Origin of the sequence: Acinetobacter sp. UBA2063 (assembly GCF_002333245.1) — a bacterium.
GTDB classification, from domain to species: Bacteria; Pseudomonadota; Gammaproteobacteria; order Pseudomonadales; family Moraxellaceae; genus Acinetobacter; species Acinetobacter parvus.
Genome location: NZ_DDAH01000126.1, coordinates 1 through 8,172 on the forward strand (window position 1 = coordinate 1; position 8,172 = coordinate 8,172).

At 41.5% G+C, this 8,172-nt stretch carries 7 protein-coding genes and 1 pseudogene; 2 read left to right on the top strand and 6 right to left on the bottom strand.

Annotated elements, in window-relative coordinates:
- Nucleotides 1-128: 128 nt before the first annotated feature.
- Nucleotides 129-425: a hypothetical protein gene (locus B4H32_RS05620; RefSeq protein WP_005006338.1), complete on the bottom strand. Its 297-nt coding sequence runs from the start codon at nucleotides 423-425 to the stop codon at nucleotides 129-131.
- Nucleotides 426-573: 148 nt separating this feature from the next.
- On the opposite strand from B4H32_RS05620, the gene B4H32_RS05625 reads away from it, so the two are divergent.
- Together B4H32_RS05625 and B4H32_RS05630 are read left to right on the top strand one after the other, a co-directional pair.
- Nucleotides 574-1,254, top strand: coding sequence for a heavy metal response regulator transcription factor (locus B4H32_RS05625; protein ID WP_004763976.1), 681 nt, complete (start codon nucleotides 574-576; stop codon nucleotides 1,252-1,254).
- Nucleotides 1,247-2,647 (top strand): heavy metal sensor histidine kinase, encoded by a 1,401-nt coding sequence (locus tag B4H32_RS05630; RefSeq protein ID WP_286800843.1) that lies wholly within the window; start codon nucleotides 1,247-1,249, stop codon nucleotides 2,645-2,647. The genes B4H32_RS05625 and B4H32_RS05630 overlap by 8 nt, the downstream gene beginning before the upstream one ends.
- A 38-nt stretch (nucleotides 2,648-2,685) precedes the next feature.
- On the opposite strand, the pseudogene B4H32_RS05635 reads toward B4H32_RS05630, so the two are convergent.
- The 5 genes and pseudogenes from B4H32_RS05635 to B4H32_RS05655 all read right to left on the bottom strand — a co-directional run bounded on the left by B4H32_RS05635 (nucleotide 2,686) and on the right by B4H32_RS05655 (nucleotide 7,729).
- A pseudogene (locus tag B4H32_RS05635) lies at nucleotides 2,686-3,968 on the bottom strand (MgtC/SapB family protein).
- Nucleotides 3,965-6,340, bottom strand: coding sequence for a heavy metal translocating P-type ATPase (locus tag B4H32_RS05640; protein WP_286800847.1), 2,376 nt, complete (start codon nucleotides 6,338-6,340; stop codon nucleotides 3,965-3,967). Before B4H32_RS05640 ends, B4H32_RS05635 begins: the two are co-directional and overlap by 4 nt.
- An 11-nt stretch (nucleotides 6,341-6,351) precedes the next feature.
- Nucleotides 6,352-7,002: a methyltransferase family protein gene (locus B4H32_RS05645; protein WP_286800849.1), complete on the bottom strand. Its 651-nt coding sequence runs from the start codon at nucleotides 7,000-7,002 to the stop codon at nucleotides 6,352-6,354.
- Nucleotides 6,999-7,271, bottom strand: coding sequence for a DUF2933 domain-containing protein (locus tag B4H32_RS05650; RefSeq protein ID WP_183176039.1), 273 nt, complete (start codon nucleotides 7,269-7,271; stop codon nucleotides 6,999-7,001). Before B4H32_RS05650 ends, B4H32_RS05645 begins: the two co-directional genes overlap by 4 nt.
- A 26-nt stretch (nucleotides 7,272-7,297) precedes the next feature.
- Nucleotides 7,298-7,729, bottom strand: coding sequence for a hypothetical protein (locus B4H32_RS05655; RefSeq protein ID WP_004695737.1), 432 nt, complete (start codon nucleotides 7,727-7,729; stop codon nucleotides 7,298-7,300).
- Nucleotides 7,730-8,172 lie beyond the last annotated feature (443 nt).

Consider the following 8,172-nt stretch of genomic DNA (forward strand, 5'->3'; position numbering starts at 1 on the left):
TTTTTTGACATTCTATCTCACCTTTAGATTTTTTGACATTCTATCTCACCTTTAGAAAGGTCAAGATTGAAGTAATAAAGCAAATATTTAGTATAAACTTTAATACTTCTTTCTCGCTATTTATAAAATTATTTATTGCTACCAGGCATATTCATCTTTGAATGATCCATTTTAGAATGGTCCATATTCATCATAGAATGATCCATTTTTGACATGTCAGATGAGTTAGGAGACTGATGTTGACTATGATCTTGCTGAGTCTTGTCATCTTTTTCCATTTTACAAGGTTTTGTACAAGGTTCCTGTGCTTTTACCGTTTTAGTGGCACTTGAGGTTGATACATCTTTTGCCCAAGATTGAGTACCAGCAATTAAAGTTCCAGCACACATTAAAATTGTTAGACTACGACGCACTACAGTTTTCATAAGTTTCTCTAAAAGTTAATTTCTTGCTACTACAATAAAGTGAAGCATTGAACATCTAAGTGACTTGAAAATGACATTTTTGTAATCTATCTCGATCAGATGTTTTATAACGTTATTATAGTTTTAATGAATGACTTAGGATTCGGAAATGAGAATACTATTAGTTGAAGATGAACAAAAAACTGGTGATTATCTCAAGCAAGGTTTATCCGAAGCTGGCTATATTACGGACTGGGTTACAGATGGGTTAACGGGTAAACATCAAGCTCTTTCTGAAGAATACGACTTAATTATCTTAGACGTCATGTTACCCGGACTGGATGGTTGGAATATTATTAATGATATTCGTAAAAGTGGCAAAACAATGCCCATTCTTTTTCTTACCGCCCGAGATCAAATCGAAGATCGAGTAAAAGGTTTAGAGTTAGGCGCTGATGATTATTTAGTAAAGCCTTTTGCTTTTGCAGAGCTTCTAGCTCGAATAAAAACGCTCCTTAGACGAGGGCAACAAAGAGAAGATAATAATATTATTAAGATTGCTGATTTAGAACTTGATTTGAGAAAACGTCGGGTAACACGAGCAGGTCAACGCATTGATTTAACGGCTAAAGAATTTGCTCTTATGGAGCTTTTTATGCGTAGAAGAGGTGAAATTCTACCAAGAGCACTTATTGCATCTCAAATTTGGGATATGAACTTTGATAGTGATACAAATGTAGTTGAAGTCGCTATTAAACGATTAAGAAATAAAGTAGATAGTAATTTTACCCCTAAGTTAATTCAGAATATTCGAGGAATGGGGTATGTATTAGAGGTAGAAGATGAATAATAAATTATTCAAATCTATCAGTTTTCGTATTGGTATTATTTTCTCATTATCGACTATATGCATTCTCATTATGATGGGGTTTTTCATCCATAAATTAGTGATGCATCATTTTGAAACGCAAGATCGTACCCAATTAGAAGGTAAAATCCAGCTGATTCAGAATCTTCTCCAACAGCATCCTAAAAATTCTCCAGAACTTGATCTATATTTGAAAGATGCTTTAGTTGGACACCATGATCTTATGGTCCAAATAGAACGACCGGCAGGTCAGATTTTATTTAGTTCAACACCTTCAATCATTAATACTCAACAGTTAATCAAGTCAGCAAATAACCCTTGGATTAAATGGAAAATTAAGAATAAGACCTATCGTGGCATGATCTACAACACGGATATAAACAAAAATACTGAAATACAATCTGTACGCATTATTGTGGGGATCGATACATCTGAACATCTACATTTTTTAAATGATTTTAAGCGTCAACTTTTTTACATTGGTTTAGCCGGTACGATTTGTTTAATGTTTTTAGGCTGGTTTGCAACCTGGAGAGGTTTAAGACCCGTGCAAAAAATGGCTAAGGTCGCAGAAGGCATTTCTGCCCAACATCTTTCAGAACGTTTAGAAGTTGAGCACACACCAACAGAACTAAAATCATTAGCAATTGCCTTCAATGATATGCTCGACAGACTAGAGTCAGCTTTAGAAAAACTTTCCGATTTTTCATCTGATTTAGCACATGAAATTAGAACACCGATTAATAATTTAATGACCCAAACTCAAGTATGTCTCGCCCGTAACCGAGATATTGGTACTTATCAAGAAATACTATTTTCTAATTTAGAAGAATTTGAACGTTTGGCTCGAATGGTGTCCGATATGCTTTTCTTGGCAAAAGCAGAACATGACTTAAATTTACAGAACTTACAGAATATTGACCTGGTTAAAGAAGTTACAGCCTTATTTGATTTCTATGATGCGCTAGCTGCCGAAAAAAATATGACGCTTCAACAAACAGGATCTGGAAATGTCAAAGGTGATCCTGCTATGTTACGTCGAGCACTCAGCAATCTATTATCTAATGCAGTTAAATATGGAAATAAGAATTCTACAATACGCATAAAACTTCAACAGAATTTAGATAACACAATATTTTCAATTGAAAATGAAGGCCCTGAAATCTCTCCTGAACAACTATCCAGGTTATTTGATCGATTTTATCGAACAGATGCATCTAGACAAAGAACAGAAGAAGGAACCGGCTTAGGGCTCGCGATAACAAAATCTATTCTTGATATGCTTGGGGCGACCATCCAGGCTGAATCCCTCAATGGTCGAATCATTTTTACCATTGTTTTTCAAAGTGAATCCATGCAAGGGGAATCATTTTAACTCATTTTTTGAACCTCTTCCATTTACCCGAGTTGACCTTACATAAAGCTCAAACTGAGAGCCAGAGCTACGCCAGCACCTATCATGGCAATTGTGTAGCCAAATATGATAGCTCGGCCAAACTGTGCCCCCCTGTCATCCATGCAATTGTCGCTTTGCTTAACATGTTGCTCAGTGTGGCCAGCCCTAGCGCGACAGCAGCCACATTTGTTGTTAAGCCTTCAGTACTATGCAGGCGGGCAAGTGAGACTAAAATAGCATCTACGTCTGCTAGCCCAGAAATAGTCGATAATACGAAGATGCCGCTGGTGCCCAACCATTGTTTTGCTGCCGGGACCAAGACTGCCATGACAGCCAGGAAAGCAGCGAAGCTGAATGCTGTCCCAAGATCAAAAGGAGCCATTGCTTCTATTGTTCGATCGTTGTTTTCAGCGCTGGTAATTTGGCGTTGTCTCCACAATGCCATACCCAGCAGAAGGATTCCCGCAATCATCATTGCACCACCAAAAGTGCTTAGCAATGCTGGCTCAATGACGCCTATCAGCACAACCATACGAAAAAACATGATGCCACAGGCAGCCAATGTTCCAGAAATAGCAGCACTGACCATGACGGGGTGCTGGCGTGTATAGCGTGCCAGTGCAACAGTTGCAGCTGTAGAAGATGCCAAACCACCCAATAGACCTGTCCAGAATATGCCTCTTTCTGAACCGGTAAGCCGCATGGCAAAATGACCTGCCAGAGAGAGTCCGGCAATCAGGATCACTGCCCACCATAACTGGTAAGGATTTAATGCAGCAAAAGGTCCCAGACCCGTATTGGGTAAGTAAGGTAATATAACGACAGAAAGTACCAGTAACTGTAGAGATGCGGTTAATTCACGATGTTCGATCAAGCGTAACCAACCATGTAAGGTTGGCTTGAGATCCAAAAATACAGCCACGATGACAGCCGCTGTTAATGCTAAAGTAACATTACCATGGGATGCATATGCACCTAGAACTAATGTCAACAGCATCGCGATCGTCGTGGTAGCGCTTAAATTACCGGAAATTTTTGCGGTACGAGCATAGGACACTGTTAGTAATAAGGAAAGCCCTAATACGGCCGCAACTAGCGGCCAAGCTCCGAAGTTTGGTTGTAAATGACCGAGCACTCCTCCGAGCAATCCTGTCAATGTGAAGGTACGTAGACCTGCTACTCGGCTGCCCTCGGGCAATTCACGATCGTGCCATCCTCGTTCTAAACCAATGAGCAGGCCGATGGCGAGTGCTGCAACCAGCCCTGATACATCTGGTGGAAGAAAGGAACTCTCTATCATAACTTTTTATTTCGCAGGCGAAGGGCATTGGTGATGACTGAAGCTGAACTCAAACTCATAGCCAAGGCGGCAATCATCGGTGACAACAACCAACCGGTAAATGGATATAGTACGCCAGCCGCGATAGGGATACCCAAAGCATTGTAAAGGAAAGCAAACATGAGGTTCTGTTTCATGTTGCCGACAGTAGCTTCCGAAAGTGAACGGGCAACAGCAATCCCTCGTAAATCTCCCTTGATCAGCGTAACTTGGGCACTATTCATTGCAACATCAGTCCCGGTGCCCATAGCGATACCGACATCAGCTTTAGCCAAGGCTGGTGCATCATTGATGCCATCACCAGCCATAGCCACGATGCGACCTTCCTTCTGCAATTTGCTGACCAGTTCTAGTTTATCTGCGGGTTTGACTTCGCCATGTACCTCATCAATGCCTAGACGTGCTGCGACTGAACGGGCAGTGGTGAGACCATCTCCTGTTGCCATCACGATACGTAGACCCGCTTCCTTCAGGGTGGCAAGTGCTTCTGGGGTACTTTTTTTGATGGGATCGGATACTGCAAGCAGGCCGGCCAATTCACCATTGATGGCTAGATGCATCACACTTGCACCTTCTGAACGCAGCTCTTCGGCTTGCGGAATCAGAGATTGTACCGAGATACCTAATTGCTCCATCAGTGCTGTGTTGCCCAAAGCTAACTGACGATCGCCCACTTGACCTCGAACACCAATCCCTGAGCCTGATTCAAAATTATCTGGTGTTTCAAGAGACAGGCCACGTTCGTGTGCTGCATTTACAATCGCTTCGGCTAGCGGGTGTTCACTGCCTTGATCAAGACTGGCGGCTAAACGTAATACTTCAGATTCATCGAAACCTGATGCGGCAACCACACGATCGAATACAGGGCGTCCTTCGGTCAACGTACCTGTTTTATCGATGATTAGTGTGTCAATCTTGCGCAGATTCTCAATGGCTGCTGCATCGCGGAACAACACACCATGAGTAGCACCTTGACCCGTTGCAACCATGATAGACATTGGAGTTGCCAAGCCTAGTGCACAAGGACAGGCAATAATGAGTACTGCCACAGCATTGATTAATGCATAAACCCAGCTCGACTCTTCTGGGCCGAATAGTCCCCATCCAAAGAAGGTAAGCAAGGCAATGGTCACTACAGCCATGACGAACCAACCTGCTACCTGATCAGCCATACGTTGCATTGGTGCTCTCGATCGTTGAGCTTGCGCCACCATCTGTACGATCTGGGATAACATGGTACTTGAACCAATTTTCTCTGAACGCATGATCAATGAACCATTGGTATTCAGGGTAGCTCCAATGACTTTATCGCCGATACGTTTAGTGATAGGTAAAGGTTCACCTGTCAGCATCGATTCATCCACTGAACTACTTCCTTCAGTGATTACACCATCCACAGGCACTTTTTCACCTGGGCGAATTCTGAGTAAATCTCCTACATGGACATGCGTTAGAGGAACATCTTCTTCAGTTCCATCAGGCAGGATTCGGCGAGCTGTTTTAGGAGCGAGCCCAAGGAGTGACTTAATTGCAGCAGAAGTTTGCGAACGTGCTTTTAACTCCAATATTTGTCCCAGTAGGGTCAATGAAATGATGACCGCTGAAGCTTCAAAGTAAACAGCGACACGACCCATGGAAATAAATGAGTCTGGGAAGATTTGCGGTGCAATGGTTGCGACCACACTATAAATAAATGCAGCTCCAGTGCCCAAACCAATCAGCGTCCACATGTTCGGGCTGCGATTCACAACCGATTGCCAACCACGGGAAAAAAATGGCCAACCTGCCCACAGTACAATCGGGAGTGACAACACCAGTTCAATCCAGCTCTGAACCGCCATGTCGAACAGGTTCAGTTGATGACCAAACATCGCCAAAAAAGTCACGATGATGGTCAATGGCAGTGTCCACCAGAAGCGTCGGCGGAAATCACGTAACTCCGGATTCTCATCTTCCTCTAATTCAGGAATGAGTGGCTCCAGTGTCATTCCGCATTTAGGACAGTTTCCAGGATGATCTTGCCTGATTTCTGGATGCATTGGGCATGTATAGATGGTCGTACCTGTTGTGCTTGCCGCATTAACGTGTTGAACAGTCTGATGATGCTGTGTATGTGCATCGGCAGTCGTCGTTGCGGGTTTAGCGATATATTGCACCGGGCTGCTATGAAACTTTGATTGACATTTATCACTGCAAAAAAAGTAAGTTTTCCCCTTAAATTCCTCATGGTATTTCGATTCTTCAGTGACGGTCATACCACAGACTGGGTCTTTCAGTACGTCTGTTGTAGCCTGTGCCATATGGTCCTGGTTATGATTTTTTTGATCTGACATAAATAATTCTCTTATGGAAAAGTGGTTTTATGGCCGAATTTTGGAATAAATCTCGGAGTCTGTTGAGCATAGCTGTCATAGACAGCGCCAAACTGTTTACTCATTTCAGCCTCTTCCTTAATTGCCAAGCGGCTGTACATTAAGAGTAGGATTGGAAACATAATCAGTGTCAGTAAAGTTGGCCATTGCAATAAAAAACCCAGCAAGATCATCACAAAAGCCACGTATTGTGGGTGACGTATACGTGCATAAGGGCCTGTGATCGCTAAAGAATGCTGACGTTGCGCGTTGTACAGCACGTGCCATGACGTTGATAATAGGTAAAATCCATAGCCCAAGAAAACGTAACTGGCGATATGCAAAATGCCAAAATGTGGATCACCTTTTTCACCTAATAGCGTTGACCACAAGTGACCTGCATTATGAGAAAGTAAGTCAAGTTGAGGGAAGCGAGTTTGAAGCCAACCAGATAACAGGTAAATGGTTAAAGGAAAACCATACATTTCGACAAATAGAGCAATGATAAAAGCCGAAAAGGCCCCAAATGTACGCCAATCGCGCGCAGTGGAAGGTTTAAAAAAACTGAAGGCAAACATAATGAAAATTGCCGAATTTATGATGACGAGCCACCACAGACCATAGGCTGATTCCGCATGATTCATGAGGGGTCTCCTGGTTCGCGTGATTTTTTATTATCTGATGTGTCTGGATTTTTCTGTTGATGATGGTGATGTCCATGACCACCATGCATAAAAATATGCATGAGTGGGCATGCTAAAAGGAGTAAAAAGGGTAAAACACCAACGACATGGGCCAAATGCTCGGTTAAGAGAAAATAGGCTGCCACACCACCAATCACGAATAGGCCGATGGCATAACGTGTAGACCAGAAGTTAGGTACTGAATTATTTTCTTGGTGTTGGTGATTCATGGTGCTTTCCCCTAATTCATGGGTAACTATTTAGTTGCTGACGGAGGCATACAGTCCATCATCATCTGCATCATGGATTGCATCATGTCCATACGTTTTTCCATCATCTGCTGACGGTCAGCCATATTTGCATTCATGCTTTGGCTGCCCATCTGTTTCATCATACTCATACCTCCTTGCATGAGTTTCATGTGCTCAGCCATAAGTTTCTGACGTTCTTGTGGGGTTTTTGCAGCCATCATCTTCTCATGCATGGCTTGCATCGCCTTCATGTGTTGATCCATTGCAGCCATTTTATCTGTAGCAGTGGTGCTGGTAACTGTTTGCTTAATTGTTACTGCAGATGGTGCTGTTTTTTCAGGGTGGTGATCTTTGTGTTCATCGGATTGCTGTGCAAATGTATTCAATGACGCGGCTGCGATACATAAGCCCAAAAAAATGTTTTTGAATTTCATCATAATTTTTTCCTTTAAATAATTTGGAAGTAAAAGCTATGTTTTAGTACTGAACAGAGTCTAGGAATTTGACTACTAAACTGATGAAATTTTTGGTTATTCTCTGTCTCTCTTAAAAATTTTAGCACTATTAATTAATTATTTTTAAAAATGACAAAAATGTAATTTTGAGATCTTCTCGAAATATATAGTCTATGCTGAGATGACAAAAATTTTATTTAATATTAATCTTTTAAAACTATTAAAGTTGTTATGATTTTATGTGCTTAAAAAAATAAAAATGAAATGATTAGATGACTCCAAGGCTAGTTAGAGACACATTCTTAATGTAATTTACACTGTTATTCCTTTAAAGAAAAAATACAGTTGATCAAAATAGTTTTTTATAGAAAAAAGGGTGGATAATTTAATTATTAAACTTATTGGTATATTTATTAGATAGAAGG